This window comes from Streptococcus alactolyticus (assembly GCF_012277075.1).
GTDB lineage: Bacteria > Bacillota > Bacilli > Lactobacillales > Streptococcaceae > Streptococcus > Streptococcus alactolyticus.
In genome coordinates this window covers 80,865-99,434 of record NZ_JAAXMT010000011.1, presented here as the reverse complement: position 1 = coordinate 99,434, position 18,570 = coordinate 80,865, and the positions used below count along the sequence as shown (strand labels likewise).

At 41.0% G+C, this 18,570-nt stretch carries 16 protein-coding genes and 1 pseudogene; 3 read left to right on the top strand and 14 right to left on the bottom strand.

Features of this window, described 5'->3' with window-relative positions; all coding sequences use genetic code 11:
• From feoB to argF, 6 genes are all read right to left on the bottom strand, one after another.
• Nucleotides 1-2,139, bottom strand: coding sequence for a ferrous iron transport protein B (gene feoB, locus HFK82_RS07185; RefSeq protein WP_168261287.1), 2,139 nt, complete (start codon nucleotides 2,137-2,139; stop codon nucleotides 1-3).
• Complete coding sequence (locus HFK82_RS07180; RefSeq protein ID WP_154454435.1) at nucleotides 2,136-2,609, bottom strand: ferrous iron transport protein A; 474 nt, start codon at nucleotides 2,607-2,609, stop codon at nucleotides 2,136-2,138. The genes feoB and HFK82_RS07180 overlap by 4 nt, the downstream gene beginning before the upstream one ends.
• Before the next feature lie 195 nt (nucleotides 2,610-2,804).
• Nucleotides 2,805-3,539, bottom strand: a complete 735-nt coding sequence (locus HFK82_RS07175; protein ID WP_168261286.1) for an amino acid ABC transporter ATP-binding protein — start codon at nucleotides 3,537-3,539, stop codon at nucleotides 2,805-2,807.
• Nucleotides 3,539-4,225, bottom strand: coding sequence for an amino acid ABC transporter permease (locus HFK82_RS07170; RefSeq protein WP_154454437.1), 687 nt, complete (start codon nucleotides 4,223-4,225; stop codon nucleotides 3,539-3,541). Before HFK82_RS07170 ends, HFK82_RS07175 begins: the two co-directional genes overlap by 1 nt.
• 195 nt (nucleotides 4,226-4,420) lie before the next feature.
• Nucleotides 4,421-4,651: a DUF1797 family protein gene (locus HFK82_RS07165; RefSeq protein WP_154454438.1), complete on the bottom strand. Its 231-nt coding sequence runs from the start codon at nucleotides 4,649-4,651 to the stop codon at nucleotides 4,421-4,423.
• Nucleotides 4,652-4,749: 98 nt separating this feature from the next.
• On the bottom strand, nucleotides 4,750-5,733 hold the full coding sequence (gene argF, locus HFK82_RS07160) for an ornithine carbamoyltransferase (RefSeq protein ID WP_168261285.1): 984 nt from the start codon (nucleotides 5,731-5,733) through the stop codon (nucleotides 4,750-4,752).
• A gap of 232 nt (nucleotides 5,734-5,965) precedes the next feature.
• Here argF and HFK82_RS07155 point away from each other — a divergent pair, with 232 nt between their 5' ends.
• The 3 genes from HFK82_RS07155 to HFK82_RS07145 all read left to right on the top strand — a co-directional run bounded on the left by HFK82_RS07155 (nucleotide 5,966) and on the right by HFK82_RS07145 (nucleotide 9,259).
• Nucleotides 5,966-8,260, top strand: a complete 2,295-nt coding sequence (locus HFK82_RS07155; protein WP_168261284.1) for an ATP-dependent Clp protease ATP-binding subunit — start codon at nucleotides 5,966-5,968, stop codon at nucleotides 8,258-8,260.
• Nucleotides 8,261-8,444: 184 nt separating this feature from the next.
• Entirely contained in the window at nucleotides 8,445-8,900 is a 456-nt protein-coding gene (locus HFK82_RS07150; RefSeq protein ID WP_154454443.1) for an NUDIX hydrolase, read from the top strand.
• 56 nt (nucleotides 8,901-8,956) lie between these two features.
• Complete coding sequence (locus HFK82_RS07145) at nucleotides 8,957-9,259, top strand: DUF1827 family protein (RefSeq protein ID WP_168261283.1); 303 nt, start codon at nucleotides 8,957-8,959, stop codon at nucleotides 9,257-9,259.
• Nucleotides 9,260-9,343: 84 nt separating this feature from the next.
• Here the strand turns inward: HFK82_RS07145 and ileS are convergent, their stop codons facing one another.
• The 8 genes and pseudogenes from ileS to ftsA all read right to left on the bottom strand — a co-directional run bounded on the left by ileS (nucleotide 9,344) and on the right by ftsA (nucleotide 18,287).
• Complete coding sequence (gene ileS, locus HFK82_RS07140; RefSeq protein WP_168261282.1) at nucleotides 9,344-12,130, bottom strand: isoleucine--tRNA ligase; 2,787 nt, start codon at nucleotides 12,128-12,130, stop codon at nucleotides 9,344-9,346.
• 314 nt (nucleotides 12,131-12,444) lie between these two features.
• The gene (locus tag HFK82_RS07135; RefSeq protein ID WP_168261281.1) at nucleotides 12,445-13,227 is read right to left on the bottom strand and encodes a DivIVA domain-containing protein; all 783 of its coding nucleotides are present in this window, start codon (nucleotides 13,225-13,227) and stop codon (nucleotides 12,445-12,447) included.
• Between the two features lie 10 nt (nucleotides 13,228-13,237).
• A complete protein-coding gene (locus tag HFK82_RS07130; RefSeq protein WP_154454447.1) occupies nucleotides 13,238-14,026 on the bottom strand; it encodes a YlmH family RNA-binding protein in 789 nt (262 codons plus the stop codon).
• Nucleotides 14,023-14,283, bottom strand: coding sequence for a YggT family protein (locus HFK82_RS07125; protein ID WP_154454448.1), 261 nt, complete (start codon nucleotides 14,281-14,283; stop codon nucleotides 14,023-14,025). Before HFK82_RS07125 ends, HFK82_RS07130 begins: the two co-directional genes overlap by 4 nt.
• 12 nt (nucleotides 14,284-14,295) lie before the next feature.
• Nucleotides 14,296-14,598: pseudogene (locus HFK82_RS09325) on the bottom strand (cell division protein SepF); the annotation flags it as partial.
• Between the two features lie 305 nt (nucleotides 14,599-14,903).
• On the bottom strand, nucleotides 14,904-15,578 hold the full coding sequence (locus HFK82_RS07115; RefSeq protein ID WP_168261279.1) for a YggS family pyridoxal phosphate-dependent enzyme: 675 nt from the start codon (nucleotides 15,576-15,578) through the stop codon (nucleotides 14,904-14,906).
• Nucleotides 15,578-16,900 carry a cell division protein FtsZ gene (ftsZ, locus tag HFK82_RS07110; protein WP_168261278.1) on the bottom strand — a complete coding sequence of 441 codons (1,323 nt, stop codon included), beginning with the start codon at nucleotides 16,898-16,900 and terminating at the stop codon, nucleotides 15,578-15,580. Before ftsZ ends, HFK82_RS07115 begins: the two co-directional genes overlap by 1 nt.
• Before the next feature lie 22 nt (nucleotides 16,901-16,922).
• On the bottom strand, nucleotides 16,923-18,287 hold the full coding sequence (gene ftsA / locus HFK82_RS07105) for a cell division protein FtsA (RefSeq protein ID WP_168261277.1): 1,365 nt from the start codon (nucleotides 18,285-18,287) through the stop codon (nucleotides 16,923-16,925).
• Nucleotides 18,288-18,570: the final 283 nt, after the last annotated feature.

Sequence of the window (18,570 nt, the reverse complement as noted above, 5' to 3'; positions counted from 1 at the left end):
TTATTTCCCCACTGTTTCTAAATCATCCAAATGAATCACTGGCGTGTCTGCTGTTTTTGGTTTTCTGACGATGAAGTAAATTATGCCAAGGCACAACAGAACCGCGATAACTGTCCACACGGTAATTGGCTCACCGTACAAGCAGACCAAACCAAATTGATAAACCACCAAGCTAATCACATAAGCCAAACCTGTTTGAAATCCAATGGTGCCCAAAGTCCATTTCAAATCACCCATTTCACGTTTAATGGCACCAATAGCCGCAAAACATGGGGCACAAAGCAGATTGAAAATCAAGAAAGAATAAGCTGCTAAGCTACTATAATCCAATTGCAAGGCTGTTTCAAGGCCACTAACGTCGCTGCTGTGGTACAAGATACCAAATGTGGCAACCACTGTTTCTTTGGCTGCTAGACCAGTTACAGCTGCCACCGCTGCTTTCCAATTGCCAAAACCAAGTGGTTGGAAAATCCAAGCAAAGAGTTGCCCAAAATGCGCCAAAATAGAAGAATCTGTATCAACGGCATGAAGAGAGAAGTCATAAGAAGACATAAACCAAATAATAACCGTCAAACTGAAAATGACTGTCCCAGCACGTTTTACAAAACTCAAGGCTTTCCCAAAGGCATAGCGAAGAACCGTTCCCATTTTTGGCAAGTGGTAGGCTGGTAATTCCATGATGAAAGGACTCACGTAACTGCCAAGCATAGTTGTTTTCTTCAAAGCAATCCCTGATAAAATAATGGTTAGAAAGCCGATGAAATAGGTCGAGGGCGCTACAAATGGATTGTCAGGGAAAAAGACGCCTGAAATCAAGGCAATGATTTCTAGCTTAGCCGAACAAGGCATGAAGGTCGCGGTCATAATGGTAATGCGGCGGTCACGCTCATTTTCAATCGTTCGGCTCGACATGATGGCTGGCACCCCGCATCCCGTCGCAATTAGCATGGGAATAAAGGATTTTCCAGACAAGCCAAAACGCCTAAAAATACGGTCCATGACAAAGGCAATCCGACTCATGTACCCAATATCTTCCAAGACACCAAGGCAGACAAAGAGCACGAAAATTTGCGGCAAAAAGCCAAGAACCGTTCCCACTCCAGCGATGATACCGTCAATAATCAAAGATTTTAACCAATCAGCCACCTGCCAACTTGTCAACAGAGAATCCGCCAAACTTGGAATCCAGTCACCAAACAAGGTGTCATTGACCCAATCTGTCCACATGGTCCCCACCGTCTGAATCGAGAGGAAATAAACCAAAAACATCACCAAAGCAAAGATTGGCAAGGCAAGAATACGGTTCGTCACAATGCGGTCAATACGGTCAGACAGCGTTGTGCTGAAGCTGTTATCGTGGTGCTGAGCCATTTGGGTCACACGTTCGATAAAGGCATAGCGTTCGTTGATGACGATTGATTCCGAATCTTCCGTGAAAATTTCCTCAGTGATTTTGATCACGTCATCGATTTCTTTCTGCTGAAACTCCGATAAAGTCACCTCGGTTTGCACCAAAGCGTCGCGTTCAAAGAGCTTAATGGCAAAAAAACGCATGGCACGTTCTGGGACACTATTGCCTAAAATATCCACAATCTGTTGAATAGCTGCCTCAAATTTATCGCTGTACACAGGGTATTCCACCGTATCCACAGTTGCTCGAGTGGTGTGTGCTGCCTTTTTCAAAACCTTATCCACACCTTGATTTTTAATAGCGCTGGTCGAAACGACAGGAACACCTAGTTGATAAGACAACTTATCCACACTAATCTCTTTCCCTTGAGCTTTTAGTACGTCGCTCATGTTCAAGGCCAATGTTACAGGGATACCCGTTTCAATCAACTGAGTGGTCAAATAAAGATTGCGTTCAAGATTTGTGGCATCTACCACATTTAAAATGCTGTCAGCACGGTTGCTCAACAAATAATCTCTGGCAACTTTTTCCTCAGGCGTATAAGGCGACATGGAATAAATACCAGGCAAATCTTGAACTTGCCAGTTTTGGTTGAGCCTGGCTGTCCCACTCTTACGCTCAACCGTCACTCCAGGCCAATTTCCCACGCGCTGATTGGTTCCTGTCAAAATGTTAAACAGACTGGTTTTCCCGCTATTGGGATTTCCGATTAAAGCAATTTCTGTCATTTGTCCTCCTCTCCCTCGATTTTCACCACACTAATCATCTGCGCTTCAGACTTGCGCAAGGTCAATTCATACCCACGTAAACGAATTTCAATCGGGTCACCTAGCGGAGCGACTTTACGAAGGTAAACTTTGGTATGACGCGTCAGTCCCATATCCATAAGACGCCGTTTGGTTTCATTTACCGCATAAATGCCTTCGATATAAGCGAATTCGCCAACCTTCAAATTCGACAAAGGCATGACTTCCTTGTCACCTTCTTCGGTAACATCAATGTGTTTTAAAATGGATTGATCAAAGGCCAAACGACTCGATTTTAGCATGACAATAGCACTTGTAGATGTCTTAGACACCAATCGAATGGGACTGCTCACCTTTAACCCCAAGTGCGATAAATGCCGCACACTATCATCTGGTAAATCTATGCTCGCAACGGTGTAGGGAATCCCCACCTTTGCATTTTGCAAAATCATATCTAAAACCTCCCTACCAGGTAAGAAAATCTCCTGTTATAAGGCTTTATTATAGCACAAAAACCGACCCAATTTAGCCGATTTGCCATATTTTCCAGCCTATAACAAAAATGAGAATTATTCTAATTATCACAAAAAAAATCATAGAAAGGAACGGCTAAAGGCCAACCCATTTCTATGATTTCAATGCTTTGTTTACAAGACCTTACTTAAAAAGTCTTTTGTTCGTTCTTCTTTGGTGTGTTCAAAGACTTCTTCTGGCGTTCCTTGTTCCACGATAACACCGCCGTCCATGAAAATTACACGGTCAGCCACTTCACGGGCAAAGCCCATTTCGTGTGTCACGATAGCCATTGTCATCCCTGATTTGGCAAGGTTTTGCATAACCCCAAGTACTTCTCCAACCATTTCAGGGTCAAGGGCTGATGTGGGTTCGTCAAACAACAAAACGTCAGGATCCATAGCTAAGCCACGCGCAATCGCGATACGTTGTTGTTGCCCACCTGAAAGGCTATTTGGATAAGCGTCTGCCTTATCACGAAGCCCGACCTTTTCAAGCAATTCATAAGCCTTAGCTTCTGCTTGGGCTTGCGGAATTCCTTTTGTTTTGATAGGCGACAAGGTAATGTTTTCTAAAACCGTCATATTTGGGAAAAGGTTAAATTGTTGGAAAACCATACCCATTTTTTCACGCATTTTAAAAATATCATTTTTCTTGTCTGTAATATCTACCCCTTCAAAGGTAATCACACCCTTAGTTGGTGTTTCCAATAAATTCATGGTACGAAGGAAGGTTGATTTTCCTGAACCTGACGGTCCGATAATAACCACCACTTCTCCCGCGTGAATATCGAGGTCGATTCCTTTTAATACTTCATTTTTTCCGAAATATTTATGAAGTCCTTTGATTGAAATAATTGTTTTTGACATTAGTTACGAGCTCCATTTCCCATACGTTTTTCCAGTTGTTTCAATAAGAAAGACAAGACTGTGGTTACCATCAAGTAGTAAAATGCCGCAAAAAGAAGTGGCGTTACAGGTAGATAAGTGGCGGTCACGACTGATTGTGCCCCACTCCACAATTCCATAACCCCGATGGTTTGCAAGAGGGAACTGTCTTTGATAATGGTAATAAATTCATTCCCCAAGGCTGGCAAAATGTTTTTCAAAGCCTGTGGTAAAATGACGTAACGCATGGCATTGACGGGACGAATTCCAAGCGAATACGCCGCTTCCAACTGCCCCTTAGGCACTGCCTCAATCCCTGCACGCACAATCTCAGAAATATAAGCACCGCTATTTAAAGAAATGATAATAATACCAGGTAATAGACGTGAAAAATCAAGGTTCAAAACCCCAAATCCAATAATAGGAGCATTGTTAAAATGCATCCAAGCAAATGAAATCATAATCTGAACGACCATGGGTGTCCCACGGAAAACCCAGACATAAAAACTCGTAATCGCGTTTAAAATCTTGCTATTTGTTCGTTTAGCCAGAGCAACTAAAATACCAATAATGGTCCCAAAAAAGACGACGCAAGCCGAAATCATAATGGTCACAAGGACACCATAGTTAAAATAAGACCAATATTCTGGTAAAAATGAAAAGTTCATTTATTTCTCCTATCACTAATAATCAACTAATTATAACATTCTTTGAATAAAAATACAACAACACAAAGACGTGCTTACCTTGCTTTTTTTCAGCAAAAAAGGAGCGTCGTAACAACCCCTTTATGTCAGAGCATCAAAACGAAAAAGGTTGCTTTTTAAAACAACCCCCGTTTGACTTTTTAAATGATCGCTATTTTAGTAAAGAAGATCGTAGATTTCCATTGCGATAAGGTCGATGCTATCAAATGAGTAAAACTCACGCGCTTCAACATCACGCAAAGTGAAAACAGGACCATTTTCAGAGTCATTGCTAAATGACACTTCTGCCACAACGACACCATCACGTTCAAAATTACGTTTTAGATTGCTACTATCAGTTGTCATCAATTCCAAACGGTTGATAATTCTCACCAAATGTGATTCCATGTTTTTTTCTCCTATTTGTTTATTGTCTTTTCTATTTTAACATAATTTTTCCTAAACAAACACTCTTAGGAGGGTATTTTCTTATATTTATGGTTCAATTAAGAAATGACCTTGAGCGATTGGTACATAATTGCCTTGATAGAATGCATACGGTTTTCTGCTTCTTGGAAAATGATCGGGCTAAATTGTTGAAAAACAGCATCTGTGATTTCCAGTTCGGCCAAGCCGTATTTTTGGTAAATCTCCTGACCAATCTCGGTATTAAGGTCATGAAAAGCTGGCAGACAGTGCATGACAATCACATTTGGATTTTCCGTTTTGGCTAACAAGTCCGCGTTAATCTGATAAGGTAGCAACAGGTCAATCCGTTCTTTAAAGTCAACCGCTTCTCCCATAGATACCCAAACATCGGTGTAGAGCATATCCACACCTTTAACAGCATCAAGGTCATCGGTGATCGTGATTGTCGCACCATTATTGTATTGCTGCGCCAAAGCAACAATTTCTGCTTTTGGCTGCAAACTCTCTGGAGCGATGATGGTCACATGAACTCCCAAAATAGCTGAGGTAACCAGCAAGGAATTCGCCATATTATTGCGTCCATCACCGACATAAGCAATGCTTAAACCGTCCAAACTGCCAAAAACTTCCTTTAAAGTCATAAAATCTGCAATCATTTGGGTCGGGTGCCAAGTGTCTGTCAACCCATTCCACACAGGCACGCCCGAATGCTCTGCCAAGGCCTCCACATCTTCTTGCTTAAAACCACGGTATTCAATCCCATCAAACATAGACCCCAGAACTTTTGCCGTATCAATGACGGATTCTTTCTTGCCCAGCTGAATCTCGTCACTACCAAGATAAGTGACATTCATGCCCAAATCTTGCCCTGCCACCGTGAAAGCCGAACGCGTTCTCGTGCTGGCTTTTTCAAAAATCAAGGCAATATTCAATCCCTCTAAATACTTATGCAAAATTCTTTTCTTTTTTAATTCCTTAAAAGCCAAGCCTAAATCAATCAATTCTAAGAGCTCTTCCTTTGTAAAATCAATTTCTTTCACAAATGATTTTTGTTTTGTCATATGTCATCTCCACCCTTTTATTCTGAAATATTATAATTTATTTTAGCATAAATATACCATTTGTCAATATTTTCTGAATAAAAATAAAATATAGCACTCTAATGACAAGAGTGATAATTTTGTAATCTTTTTCCTTGATTTCTAGTCATCACATGCTATAATGGAAATATAAATTTGACTATCTTTGACCTTTGTCGCCATAGTCAGTGATTTCGAAAGGAGGGTATATTATATGCTCTGTCAAAATTGTCATTTAAATGAATCAACCATTCATCTTTATACAAATGTCAACGGTCAGCAAAAGCAGATTGACTTGTGCCAAAACTGCTATCAAATCATGAAAACTGACCCTAACAATACTATTTTAGGAAATCTAGGTGGGGGGCAATCAGCTACGTCAAACAATCAAAACCAAGCATCTGGTACCAATCCATTTGACGATTTTTTTAGCAATCTAGGTAACTTCCAAGCATTTGGAAATCAAAGCTTCCAAAATACACCTCCAACTCAGTCAGGAAATGGTGGGCGTAACGGAGGAAACAATAATAACAACTATCGCAACAATGGTGGTGCCCAACAACCAAAAGGCTTACTAGAAGAATTTGGTATCAATATTACTGAAATGGCCCTTCGTGGCGATATTGACCCTGTCATCGGACGTGATTCTGAAATTGTCCGTGTCATCGAAATTCTCAACCGCCGTACCAAAAATAACCCTGTCCTCATCGGAGAACCTGGTGTTGGTAAAACCGCAGTTGTGGAAGGCCTAGCCCAAAAAATCGTTGACGGCAATGTGCCACAAAAATTGCAAAACAAACAAGTCATTCGCTTAGATGTGGTTAGCCTCGTTCAAGGCACTGGCATCCGTGGTCAATTTGAAGAACGCATGCAAAAATTGATGGAAGAAATCCGCAAACGTAAGGACGTTATCCTCTTCATTGATGAAATTCACGAAATTGTTGGTGCAGGTTCAACAGGTGATGGCAGCATGGATGCAGGTAACATTTTGAAACCAGCCTTGGCACGCGGTGAATTGCAACTGGTTGGGGCAACAACCCTCAATGAATATCGCATCATCGAAAAAGATGCTGCTTTAGAACGTCGCATGCAGCCTGTCAAAGTGGATGAACCAAGCGTTGAAGAAACCATTACCATTCTTCGTGGTATTCAAAAGAAATATGAAGATTACCACCATGTCAAATACAGTGATGATGCTATTGAAGCAGCCGCAAATCTATCAAATCGCTATATTCAAGACCGTTTCTTGCCTGACAAGGCCATCGACCTTCTTGATGAAGCTGGTTCTCGCATGAATTTGACGCTTAATTTTATTGATCCAAAAGAAATCGATAAACGTCTAGAGCAAGCTGAAAACTTGAAAACTCAAGCCACTCGTGAAGAAGATTACGAACGCGCTGCTTATTTTCGCGACCAAATCGCTAAATACAAGGAAATGCAGCAACAAACTATCAACGAGGAAGATATTCCAGTCATCACTGAAAAAACCATCGAAGCGATCATTGAAGAAAAGACCAACATTCCTGTTGGCGACTTGAAAGAAAAAGAACAATCTCAATTGATTCATTTAGCCGATGATTTGAAGAAACACGTGATTGGACAAGATGAGGCTGTGGATAAAATTGCCAAAGCCATCCGCCGTAATCGTATCGGACTTGGTACCCCAAATCGTCCAATTGGTTCTTTCCTTTTTGTCGGGCCAACTGGTGTTGGTAAAACCGAACTTTCAAAGCAATTGGCTATCGAACTCTTTGGTTCAGCTGATAGCATGATTCGTTTTGATATGTCTGAGTACATGGAAAAACACGCTGTCGCTAAACTTGTCGGAGCCCCTCCAGGGTATGTTGGTTACGAAGAAGCTGGACAATTGACTGAAAAAGTACGCCGCAACCCTTATTCACTTATCTTGCTTGATGAAGTGGAAAAAGCGCATCCTGATGTGATGCATATGTTCTTGCAAGTTCTTGATGACGGTCGTTTGACAGACGGACAAGGACGCACAGTCAGCTTCAAGGATACCATTATCATCATGACATCAAATGCCGGAACTGGTAAGGTAGAAGCTAGCGTTGGTTTTGGGGCAGTACGCGAAGGACGCACTAATTCTGTTCTAGGCGAATTAGGCAACTACTTCAGCCCTGAATTTATGAACCGTTTTGACGGCATTATCGAATTCAAATCACTCAGCAAGGATAACTTGCTCCACATCGTCAACCTCATGCTTGATGATGTTAACAAACGCCTTGCTCAAAATGACATTCATCTTGAAGTAACCGATAAGGTAAAAGAAAAATTGGTTGACATTGGTTACGACCCTAAAATGGGAGCACGTCCTCTCCGTCGTACTATTCAAGACTACATTGAAGATGCTATTACCGACTACTATCTTGAAAATCCAAGCGAAAAAGATTTGAAGGCTGTTTTGACCAGCAAGGGCAAGATTAGCATCAAATCCGCTAACAAAGACAAAGATAAAGATGCTGAAACCGTATCAGAACCGACAGAATAAGTCATTATTCTCCAGATAGCAACTATCTGGAGAATTTTAAAAACCAATATTATTAAAATATTCAGATAACTTTCTGGAAAAAATGAGAGCGATTTAGTATAATATAAGTAATGGATGGATTTAGTGTCGTCAGGTTTGTCTGATTCGCTGCTTCTATCCCATTTACCAATGGAGGAAAAGCATTATGACAAATCCTACTTTCGGTCAAAAATTAGACCATGTTAACTATAAAGCGCGCTATGGCGTGTATGCGATTATTCCAGATAAGAGCCAAACGCAAATCATTTTAGTTCAAGCTCCAAACGGCTCATGGTTTTTGCCTGGTGGCGAAATCGAAGCTGGTGAAGACCATTTTACCGCCTTGCAACGTGAGCTCCGAGAAGAATTGGGCTTTTCAGCGGATATTGGCTATTATTATGGGCAAGCCGATGAGTACTTCTACTCACGTCATCGCAATACCTACTTCTACAACCCTGCTTACTTGTACGAAGTCACCCATTTTCAAGAATTAGGGGCACCGCTTGAGGACTTTAACAACCTCGCTTGGTTCCATGTTGAAGAAGCCATCCAAAAATTAAAACGCGGCAGCCACCAATGGGGTGTGAAAGCCTGGCTGAAAAAACACCATAAAAACGCTTAATTTGTTAAAAATCATGTTATAATATTAATGTAAAGAAAACATCAGGAGGGGAGTATATGAGATTAATCAACACCACCAGTAGCCACTCTGAGTTAGTTCGTAACCAACTTCGCAATACGGATGCTCAGCTGGTTGAGACTTATTCAGCAGGAAATACTGACGTTATTTTCACGCAGGCGCCTAACCACTACGAGCTGTTGATTTCAAACAAATATCGCGCTATTAAAGATAGTGAAATTGAAACCATTCGTGAGTTTTTCCTCAAGCGTAAAATCGATACGTCAAGTATCCAATTAGACCAGCTAAAAACTCTACACACGGCTAATCTCATTGAAATTTCATTCCCAACAGCTTCTTAATCTGAGGCATTTTGTCTCAGATTTTTTCTTTTGGACAAGCAAAAAAGCTAGGATTCTCATCCTAGCTTTTGATTTTTTATTGGCTTATTCAAAACCTTCGCTTACGGCTGCTGAAAAATTCGTTTCAACAATGTCAGCACAGTGGTCACAGATTGTCACACCGTATGAGCGTTCCGCTGTTGTTGGGTCAACACGGCGGCAGCGGTCACAAACAGCACCTTCTGCATGAGCAACTGTGAAGGCAACATCTTCAAAAGCAACGGCATCTGCTGGCGCAGCTTCATCTGTAATGGTCAATTGAGAAACAATCAACAATTGCGCAATGTCGCTATCAAGGGCTGTCAAAAGTGTTCTCACTTCTTCGCTCGCATAGATTGTCAAATGAGCTTCCAATGATTTACCGATAACTTTAGTATTACGCGCTTCTTCCAAGGCTTTTTGAGCTTGGTTGCGAAGGGTCATGAAGGCATCCCATTCTTCAAGGATATTGTCTTGACCTTCAAAGACTTCTGCTTCTGGTAATTCTGATAATTGCACGTAGTCTTCTGGTTCAAACTCTAAGTATGACCAAATTTCTTCCGCAGTGTGTGGAAGGATTGGTGTCAACAATTTAGTGATTTTAACCAAAATGTCATAAAAGACGGTTTGCATTTGACGACGAGCAAGGTTGTCAGCTGCTTCGATGTAAACCACATCTTTGGCAAAATCAAGGTAGAAGGCAGACAAATCAACAGTGATGAAGTTCACAACAGCTTTGTAGATAGCCATGAAACCATAAGCTTCATAAGCTTTACGGATAGTTGCTACCAATTGGTTGAATTTCACGGTCATGTATTTATCCACAGAACGCAATTCTTCGTAAGCAACGGTATCTTCATTTGGATTGAAATCGCTGGTATTTGCAATCAAGAAACGAAGGGTATTACGGATTTTACGGTAAGTTTCTGACGTTTGTTTCAAAATATCCATTGAAATACGAACATCGTTGCTAGAATCAACGCTTGTTACCCAAAGACGTAAGATTTCAGCACCAAATTGTTTTTCAACGTCACTTGGAAGGATAGTGTTTCCGAGTGATTTAGACATTTTTTCACCTTTACCATCAAGAACGAAACCTTGAGAAAGGACAGCTTTATAAGGAGCATGACCATTGACGGCAACTGAGGTAATCAATGATGAGTTGAACCAACCACGGTATTGGTCAGAACCTTCAAGGTAAAGATCAGCTGGATATTCCAAACCTTCGCGGGCATTCATAACACCATTCCATGAAGAACCTGAGTCAAACCAAACATCCATGATATCTGTTTCTTTGGTAAATTCGCCATTTGGTGAACCTGGGTGCGTGAAGCCTTCTGGAAGAAGGTCTTTGGCATCGCGTTCCCACCAAACGATTGAACCGTATTTTTCAAACAAATCTGCAACGTGGTCAGTCACTTCTTTAGTCATGATAGCTGTACCGTCTTCTGCATAGAAGATTGGAAGTGGCACACCCCAAGCACGTTGACGTGAGATAACCCAATCGCCACGGTCACGAATCATGTTGTAAAGACGTGTACGACCCCATTCTGGATAGAATGTTGTGCGGTCAATTTCATCAAGAATGTCTCGACGGAATTTAGAAACTGATGCAAACCATTGTGGTACAGCACGCCAGATGATTGGTTTCTTAGTACGCCAGTCAAATGGGTATGAGTGAGTAATGGCTTCGCTAGCAAGCAAAAGGTCACCAAGTTTTTCAGTAACAGTTGGAACAACTTTATCGTAGAATTGACCTTGGAAATCTGGACCAGCATTTTCCATCATGATACCACGTTCGTCAACAGTAACAAAAACTTCCAATCCGTATTTAACACCAACGTTGTAGTCATCTTCACCAAAACCAGGGGCAGTATGGACAACACCTGTACCTGAATCAAGTGTAACGTGGTCACCCAAGATAACCAATTCATCCACTTCAGTATCCCATGGGTGTTCTGTAACGATATATTCGAGTTCAGTACCTTTATGTTTAGCAAGAATTTCAAATGATTCCCAACCAAATTTTTCAGCTAAGCTATCCAAAAGTCCTTCTGCAACAACGAATTTTCGGTCATTATTAGCAGGTTTCACAACGACATAATCCATATCAGGACCAACAGTCAAAGCGCGTGATGCTGTTACTGTAAATGGTGTTGTTGTCCAAACGACAATGTAAGTATCTGTATCAAGCACACCTTTACCATCTTTAACTTTATTGGCATAGTAAAGAGAAGTTGAATCAATATCGTGGTATTCAATTTCAGCTTCCGCAAGAGCCGATTCAGATGACCATGACCAGTAAACTGGCTTAGCACCACGGTAAATGTAGCCTTTGTCAGCCATAGCACCAAAGACACGGATTTGAGCCGCTTCATAAGCTGGTTTTAGAGTAATGTATGGATTTTCCCAATCAGCAGAAACTCCTAAACGTTTAAAGTCGTTACGTTGTTTATCCACTTGGCTAAGCGCATACTCACGACACATTTCAAGGTATTCTGTCAATGGAATTTCTTTGCGTTTCACACCTTTTTTAGACAACACTTGTTCAATTGGCAAACCGTGTGTGTCCCAACCAGGTACATAAGGGGCGTGGAAACCAGACATTGATTTTGAACGCACAATAATATCTTTAGAAATTTTATTCATGGCATGCCCAACGTGGATATTTCCGTTAGCGTACGGAGGTCCATCGTGGAGGTTGAAAGAAGGCTTGCCTTCGTTTAATTGTTGACGTTTGGCGTAAATGTTAGCTTCTTCCCATTCTTGCTGCCATTTTGGTTCTTTGTTAGGAAGCCCAGCACGCATTGGGAAAGCTGTTTTTCCAAGATTAAGCGTTTCTTTTAGTTTCATAGCTACTCCTTATATAAATAATCTAACTGTCATCACACAAGCAACGACAGAAGGTTGACAGGGTTAAATAATAAAAAAGAGCTTTCGCCTCAAAAGGACGAAAGCTCGTGGTACCACCTTTGTTCAGAGATTTTATTTTCCTAAAAAAATCAGGTCAAACCAAATCTCCCTCTGCGACTCGTAAGGTAAGTCAGCCCTTTTATCTTACTTCATTCAGATAAAACGATTCGAAAATGATAATTGCCAATCTAGGGATTACAGGACTCACACCATCTCCTGCTCGCTGAAAATATGGATTAACAATCGCGTTTTTCTTAGTCTTCTTCGATATTCAATTTAAATGTTTGTGTTTCGCTGAGATTAACTACTTCATCTGTATCTGCGTCAGCAGATTCGTTGTCAGCAGCTGCTAATTTTTGCGTTTCTTCAAGGTGTTTGTTGCTTTCTTCAACACGACGTTGCAATTCTTCCATTTCTTCTGGTGTGAATTGACGTGTCGCATCCATTGACAACTCATCATCCAATTCTGGAACTTCTTCGTCTAACACTTTCTCAACAACTTCACGAAAAGCTGCGTCTGAGTTTTGAAGATAAACGGCTGTTGGTTGCAACAATTCGTTCCATTCTGGTGAGTTAGCCAAGCTAAGTTGACCTTCAATAGCAGCTACCAAACGTTGGTGGAAGACGCGTGTTTGACGTTTCAAATCTTCTGTTTCCACAGCAACACGTTTTGCTTCGTCAGTTGCATCACGCAAAATTTGGTTGGCTTTTGATTTTGCTTCATCAATCAAATGTTGCGCATCGTAGTTCGCCTTGCTAACAAGGTTTGCTGCTTCGTCGTTTGCTGATGTTTTCACTTTTTCAGCTGTTTCTTGAGCAAGGATAACAGATTGGCTCAATGATTCTTTCATTTCATCAAAGTAAGCCAATTTATCTTCCAAATCTTTGATACGATTTTCTTGCTCATGGTTACGATGAACCAAGTTTTCGTAGTCTTCAACAACAATATCTAGAAATTCATTAACTTCTTCTTCGTCATAACCACGGAATTTTACTTTAAATGTTTTATCTTTAATATCAAGTGCTGTAAGTGCCATTGAATTCTCCTTATTTATGTATCATCTTATCTATGGTCAATTTCAATTTGCCGTTTTTGGTTATCCCATTATCGCTCAAAATTGAAAATCGACCAAATCCTCTTACACTAACTAAATCTCCAACTTGAAGAACTGTCGCTGTTTTATCGATCAGTTGATAATTAAGTTTGACTTTACCTGTTCCTATTAACTGCGCAGCTTGCGTTCTTGATAGCTTTAGCACAGTTGCCAGAATCTTATCCAGACGCATACTTGACACGATGACGTTTAGCTGCAGACTAGCCTGATTTGCAACGATGATATCGCTTAGAGGAATTTCTCTCAATGAAACACTCGTTCTGGCTATCTTTGTTGTATGGATTCTAATATAATCAGACATATTTCGCGAAACTAACACCTGAGCGTAGCCATCTGTTACCAAAATATCACCGATGACTGTCCGTTTAATGCCAAGATGATTAAGGAGAGTTCCCATAATCTGTGCATGGCTTAACTGGGCAAATTTTGACTGGTAACGCACTTCAAGCAAGGCTAATTCAAAATCTTCTACCTGACAGACATAATATTCTGGTGCGATAATCAGACGGGCATATTCACTAGCATAATAATCACTGGACACAAATGCTTTCAGTCCAAAATGATTAACCACCGTTTTCGCAATCTCGATTTGACGAGGATTTAAAAACTCCGTCAAAACATAGGCATAGGTTTCTTCTACCCGCTGAGCAAGACGTGTTATTTTATCAATAAAGTCATGCTCCTCAGGTCGAAAATGTTGATAGACTCCTTGTGATGTCATAAGGATGTGAATACCATAATCAGAATGCGGCTCAAAATATTAAGAGCGAACACCACAGCTATAATCGTAAAATCTAACCCCAAAAATTGAAGGTTAAAACGTCGGAAAGGTCTAATCACAGGCTCAACAATTTGTGTCAAAACCTGCCCCAACCAAGTATCGTAGGCTCCTGGGAACCAAGACAGTAAAGCGTAAGCAAATAGTAGATAAGAATAAAACTGAATCGTCTTTAGTAATACAATTAATATAAAAATCATATGTTATCTATATTAGCGTCTTTTCATGTCAAAATCAAATCCGACATCTTGACCATTATTTGGCATTGGAAGTTCTTCAACATTGACAATCACATTAAATGGTGTCAAAAGGTACATTGAACTACCTACTTTTTGAAGTGTTCCATAAAGCACTTTACTTGCGCCATCAATGAAATCAAGGCAACGACGTGCTTGAGCGTCTAGCATGTATTGAAAATCAATCAAAACACATTCGTTATTGTTTAACAAATCCACTACTTCTTGAGCATCCTCATATTTACGAGGGTATTTAAGCGTAATAGTTGTAGTTTGTTGATTCACATTTGCTTGCTCTTCACGGCGTTGGTTTAATGCGCGAACACGTTGCATATCTTCTACCGTCCTCTTTTGTTGAGATGAAGATGAGCGTTGAGCATCGTTACCATTAACCACGTGTTGAACGCGGTTAGATGGTTGAGGTTGTTCCATTGGTCGTTTGATTGGCTGGACCTTTTCACTCTCTTGAGAGGCAGAAGGCTTGACCTCCTCACTCACTGTTGGCTCAACGTCACTAACTTCATCAGTATCAAAATATGAAATTATTTTCTCAAATCTGTCTTTAAATGCCATCTTTTCTCCTGTTACTTAAAGAATGATGTCCCAATTCTGACGAAAGTCGCTCCGTTTTGAATAGCAAGCTTAAAATCACCGCTCATCCCCATACTTAATTCTGTAAATGGCATATGGGGTAAACCACGTTTTTGTAACTCTTGTCTAATCTGATTTGCTCTACCAAAAATGTCGTTTATCTCATTTCCAGAAGCATCTTTCGGAGCCATTGTCATTAGGCCCACCAGTTCCACTTTATCACATTCAGAGATAGCGGCTAAAGCTTCGTCAATTTCCGAAACTTTAAAACCGTGCTTACTCTCTTCACCTGAAATATTGACTTGTAGGAAACATTTGATTGTATGCTCCGCTCGTTTCTGAATTTCTAAAGCCAATTTGACAGAATCTAAGGCATGGAAGTAATCCACCAAGTTAATCACATTTTTAACTTTACGGCGTTGCAAACTTCCAATCAAATGCCAAGTCAAAGGTCTGTCTTTCAAAGCTTCGTATTTATCAAGAAAAACATCAACCCTGTTTTCCCCAATATGGGTAATGCCAGTATCAACAAGACGAGCAGCCACACCACTGTCAACGTACTTCGTCACTGCGATAATATTGACACTATCCTTAGAGCGATTAGCGGCTTGCGCTGCCTGCGCTACTTGTTCAAAAACAAGGTCTTTATTCTTTTGAAAATCCGTCATTAACGGTTTTTAAAGAATGGTGGTGTTTCTAATTCATCGTCAGTTGTGTCGTTGCTTGAGAAAGTTGACATCGTCAATTTGCTGTCTAGTTCACCTTCTTTTGGACGGCTGATGTTGTCACGACGAAGATCCCAGTTTCCAAATGAATTGTCTTTTTGTTGTGAAGCTGGGTTAGACGCTGGTTGTGATGTTGGTACAGTGTTTGTTGCACCCATATCATAGTCAAAGCTTGAACGACGTTCAAAAGCTGGTTGGCTTGATTGTTGTGCACGTTCAGAAACGTATTGAGCACCTGCTGCTTGTTGTGCATTTGGTTGGTTAAATGAACGGTTTGATTGTTGGAAACCAGCCACTTTATCTGCACGGTCTTGGCGGACACCAGTTGCCACAACAGTCACACGGATTTCATCTTTCATGCTGTCATCAATAGATGTACCCAACCAAATGTTGACCCCTTTACCAGCAGCTTGGCTGATGATTTCAGAAGCTTCTTCGGCTTCAGTAAGAGTCATGTCAAGACCACCAGTAACGTTTACGATAACATCTGCAGCACCATCGATTGTTGTTTCGAGTAATGGTGAGAAGATAGCTTTGCGAGCAGCTTCTGTGATACGTTCTTCACCAGAACCGATACCGATTCCCATAAGAGCGTTACCTTTGTTTGCCATAACGGTTTTCACATCGGCAAAGTCAAGGTTGATAAGGCCTGGGCTTGTAATCAAGTCTGTAATACCTTGTACCCCTTGTCTAAGCACATTGTCAGCTTCGCTAAGTGCTTCAAGAAGCGGTGTCTTTTTATCCACGATTTCAAGAAGGTTGTTGTTTGAGATAATCAACAAAGTATCTACTTGTTCGCGAAGTTCTGCAATACCTTCAGCAGCGAAGTTGCCACGTTTGTTTCCTTCAAAACCAAACGGACGTGTGACAACGGCAACTGTAAGAGCACCCAAGCTTTTAGCAATACGAGCGATAACTGGCGCAGCACCTGTACCAGAGCCACCACCCATACCAGCAGTGATAAAGACCATATCAGAACCTGACAAAGCATCTGTCAAAGCTTCTTCGCTTTCTTCGGCAGCTTTACGACCAACCTCAGGTTGACCTCCAGCACCTAAGCCACGTGTTAATTTTGGACCTAATTGAATGACTGTTTCTGCTTTTGAAGAACTCAACGCTTGAATATCAGTGTTAGCAGCGATAAATTCAACACCTGCAACACCTTCATCAATCATGCGGTTAATGGCATTTCCGCCACCCCCGCCGACACCGATAACTTTAATAATAGCACCTTGTACAGACGCTGCATCAAATGAAATTCCCATTTTTAATTTTCCTCACTTATTATTAATCAAACATACTTCCAAAAAGACCACGAATACGCTCTGTCAGGCTAGGTCTTGATGGCTCCTTATGAGCAGGAATACCCTGAGGAGCCTGCGGTGTAGGCTCGCTAACTACTGGAGCAACAGGCTCTGGAGCTGGTTGATAGACTGGACGTGGTTGTGGTTCTGGTTCAAAATCCACTGGCTTACGTCTAAGGAGTTCTTCACCAGAAACCGCACGTTGAGCAATCACATCTACCTCGCTCATCATGCCAACGTATTCTACCAAACTAATCACGTTGGCAAACATTGGGTTACGGATACCCACTTGGTTTGGCACGTGGAGTTTAACAGTGGTTCCGAAAATTTCTTGAGCCAACTCAACCACACCTGGCATGATCGCTCCACCACCGACAAGAATAATCCCTCCTGGCAAATCCAAGAGGCGTCCACGTTCCAAATCTTGTTTGACACGGTCTAAGATGTGGCGAACACGCGCAGAAATGATTTCTGCCAAGTAATGCTCGCTCACTGAAATTGGCGTGTCACTACCAACCACATCAACTTGAACACTTTCTGACTCACTTGCTTCTGCCAAGTTTGCTTGTCCAAAGTTGAATTTAAGCGCTTCTGCAATTTGCATTGATGTCTTCAAGACTTTCGAAATGTCTTTTGTGACATACTCTCCACCTTCTGGGTAGATGTTTGTGTATTGCAACTCTTGTGCGCGCATTGAAGCGACTGTTGTTTGACCGCCACCCATATCAATCACAGTAGCACCAAATTCACGTTCCCCTTCGTTGAGAACTGATTTCGCCAAAGCTAGTGGTGAAATAATCACGTTTTCCACGCTAATACCAGCACGCTCTACTGTCTTGCGAAGATTGTGAAGGATCGTGCTTGGCCCAGTGTAAATCAAGCCACGCATTTCCAAGCGAATACCCATCATGCCACGAGGGTCACGGATACCTTGGAAACCATCCACGATAAACTCTTCTGGAATGAGTGAAATCACTTCACGCTCTGGCGTAATGCTTTTTGTCAAAGCTGATTTCACGACACTATCAACATCTTCGTCTTTAATTTCTTTTGATTCGCTAGGAACGGGAATCATCCCTTGAGTAGGCTCGATTTGAAGAAGATTAGCTGGAAGACCAACGTTAATCTTATCAATGGTCATTCCGGCTTTTTCTTCTGCTTGTTCAACCGCTTTTTTGATTGCTTCAGCAGCAGCTTCAATATCTATAATAATTCCATCTTTTACTCCAGTGCTGGGAACGTTGCTCACACCAATGACGTTCATCTCGCCAGAAACAAATTCTGCTACGAGAACTTTAATCGAGCTTGTCCCTATATCCAAACCTGTAAAAAAGCCATTTCTAGCCATTCACTCGACCTCTCTATCTTTCCATTCATTTACTATTCTAAAATCTGCATAAAATCAGAAGTATTCAGAAAATATTATATCATAAAAAAACGTAAAATGTTATCATTTTACGTTTTTTGTTATAGAAATTTCCCTACTATTAATATTGTAAAAAACGTTACAGTATAAAACACATACTAATATTTATAGATAGAATATATTAATTACGATAAAATACACGTAACAAAAATCGTAACAAATTTTATAACAAATTTACGAGTTCAGCAGGCAGGAAAAAAGCACC